Here is a 2,574-nt window from a genome sequence, read left to right on the forward strand (position 1 = left end):
ATCGCTACCACGAGCGTAACCACGCTGTTGCAAATCAGCGCATTAGCGGTAGTAACGATATCTGGAAAAAGAAAGTGGGCTATCACCGGCGCTCGGTGGCTGAAACGGCCATGTTCCGGTTCAAAAGGCTTCTGGGTGGTCATCTAGGTCTGAGAGACTACGATGCTCAGGTGGGTGGAGCCATGGCCATGGTAAAAGCGCTTAACCGGATCACGCTATCAGGAATGCCGAACAGTATTCGCATCACGCAACAATCGACCCGTATGCGCAGTCGTTACAAGTTCTGATTTATTCAACAAAGCCTTTCAGATATCACTGTTCGATGTATACCAGCACGTTTAGCCATGTTGCTTTGCGTCCAGCCGAGTGCTTTACGTTTTTGCCGGCATTTGATGCCTATCGCTTTCATATTGGGCAGCATAACGACTCCTTTGTTGTTATATGGTGACATTATAGGTGTAAAAAACAAAATGTCACTATATGACAACACTTGGTTGCAATAGAGGTGTTTGTGTGTAGCCACTCTGTGCCGCAACCGACAGAGAAATAAAACCTGTATGCCCATCTATCGCCTATCACTATCCACATGCCTTAAGCTGAGTTACCATATCCGCCTGCTTTTGCGTTGTCTGTCGTCGTCGTGATACAGGCAGGTTATCCTTCAGACAGGAGTTGCTTTAATGTCCAAACAGCAAATTGGCGTGGTGGGTATGGCGGTGATGGGGCGCAATTTGGCGCTTAACATCGAAAGTCGTGGTTACACCGTGTCCATTTTCAACCGCTCTCGTGAAAAAACCGAAGACGTAGTGGCCGAAAATCCCGGCAAAAAACTGGTGCTTTATTACACCGTTGAAGAATTTGTGGCGTCTCTGGAATCTCCGCGCCGTATTCTGTTGATGGTAAAAGCGGGCGAAGGCACGGACAAAGCGATCGAATCCCTGAAGCCCTATCTGGATAAAGGTGACATCATCATTGATGGCGGCAACACCTTCTTCCAGGACACCATCCGCCGCAACCGTGAGCTGTCTGCGGAAGGGTTCAACTTTATCGGCACTGGTGTCTCAGGTGGTGAAGAGGGCGCACTGAAAGGGCCTTCCATCATGCCGGGTGGTCAGAAAGATGCCTATGAGCTGGTGGCGCCTATTTTGGAAAAAATTGCTGCCCGTGCCGAAGGCGAACCCTGCGTCACTTATATCGGGCCAGACGGTGCCGGTCACTATTTAAAAATGGTGCACAACGGCATCGAATACGGCGATATGCAATTGATTGCCGAAGCCTATTCATTGCTGAAGCATGGCTTGAACCTGTCCAATGACGAACTGGCAAAAACCTTCTCTGAATGGAATGCCGGGGAACTGAGCAGCTACCTGATCGATATCACCAAAGATATCTTCACCAAAAAAGATGAAGAGGGTAACTATCTGGTTGATGTGATTTTGGATGAAGCGGATAACAAAGGCACCGGCAAATGGACCAGCCAAAGCTCGCTCGATCTTGGCGAACCGCTGTCGCTGATCACCGAATCTGTGTTTGCGCGCTATATTTCCTCGCTCAAAGATCAGCGTGTTGCTGCTTCCAAAGTGCTGACTGGTCCGCAGGTAAAACCGTTTAGCGGTGACAAGGCTACCTTTATTGAAAACGTGCGTCGTGCGCTCTATCTGGGTAAGATCGTTTCCTATGCGCAAGGTTTCTCACAACTGCGTACTGCTTCAGAAGAGCATCAGTGGAACCTGAACTACGGTGAAATTGCCAAGATTTTCCGTGCTGGTTGCATTATTCGCGCTCAGTTCCTGCAAAAAATTACGGATGCCTACGCGGCAACGCCGGATATCGCCAACCTGTTGCTGGCACCTTACTTCAAGAAAGCGGCCGATGACTACCAGCAGGCATTGCGTGATGTTGTGGCCTATGCGGTTCAAAACGGTATCCCGACACCAACTTTCTCTGCGGCCATCGCTTATTACGACAGCTATCGCTCAGCGGTGTTGCCTGCCAACCTGATCCAGGCGCAGCGCGATTACTTTGGCGCACACACCTATAAACGCACTGATAAGGAAGGCGTATTCCACACCGAGTGGTTGGAATAAGTTATTTATTAAAATCACGTTGTTAAATAAACGCCGAATAGTGTCGCTATTCGGCGTTTTGCATAGATATTTCTCATTAAATTAAAGTTAATCATGCGGTTATGATTGATTGCCTTTTTGCCGCTACCCTTCTTTGTTAACGTTGATACGAGCGTAATTTACAATTTCACTGTGGCTTTGTTGAATAAATCAGAACTTGTAACGACTGCGCCCCATACGGGTCGATTGTTACGTGATGCGAATACTGTTCGGCATTCCTAATAGCGTGATCCGGTTAAGCGCTTTGACCATGGCCATGGCTTCACCCACCTGAGAGCTTTGTTGAATAATAGGTAATCATGCTGTTTTTCCATGCCAGTTTTGGTTGAAAATGCTTGTCATCTCAGGTGTAAACTTTTCTCATGAGGCCTAACTGCATGATTTTACGTTGCGAGGATCCGTCGTTTCACTGTGCTGCCAGCATAAAATCTATTTATTCAACAAAGCC

General features: G+C 47.9%; 2 protein-coding genes and 1 pseudogene. 2 read left to right on the top strand and 1 reads right to left on the bottom strand.

Features of this window, described 5'->3' with window-relative positions:
- A pseudogene (locus tag QZ506_RS05210) lies at positions 1 to 287 on the top strand (IS5/IS1182 family transposase); the annotation flags it as partial.
- 5 nt (positions 288 to 292) lie between these two features.
- On the opposite strand, the gene QZ506_RS21495 reads toward QZ506_RS05210, so the two are convergent.
- Complete coding sequence (locus QZ506_RS21495; protein ID WP_367272974.1) at positions 293 to 565, bottom strand: helix-turn-helix domain-containing protein; 273 nt, start codon at positions 563 to 565, stop codon at positions 293 to 295.
- Between the two features lie 115 nt (positions 566 to 680).
- Between QZ506_RS21495 and gndA the strand changes: the two genes are divergently transcribed.
- A complete protein-coding gene (gndA, locus tag QZ506_RS05220) occupies positions 681 to 2,087 on the top strand; it encodes an NADP-dependent phosphogluconate dehydrogenase (protein WP_291969546.1) in 1,407 nt (468 codons plus the stop codon).
- The last annotated feature ends 487 nt before the right edge of the window (positions 2,088 to 2,574 follow it).

The sequence above is a fragment of the Candidatus Symbiopectobacterium sp. genome (assembly GCF_020054415.1).
In the GTDB taxonomy this organism is placed as follows: Bacteria; Pseudomonadota; Gammaproteobacteria; order Enterobacterales; family Enterobacteriaceae; genus Symbiopectobacterium.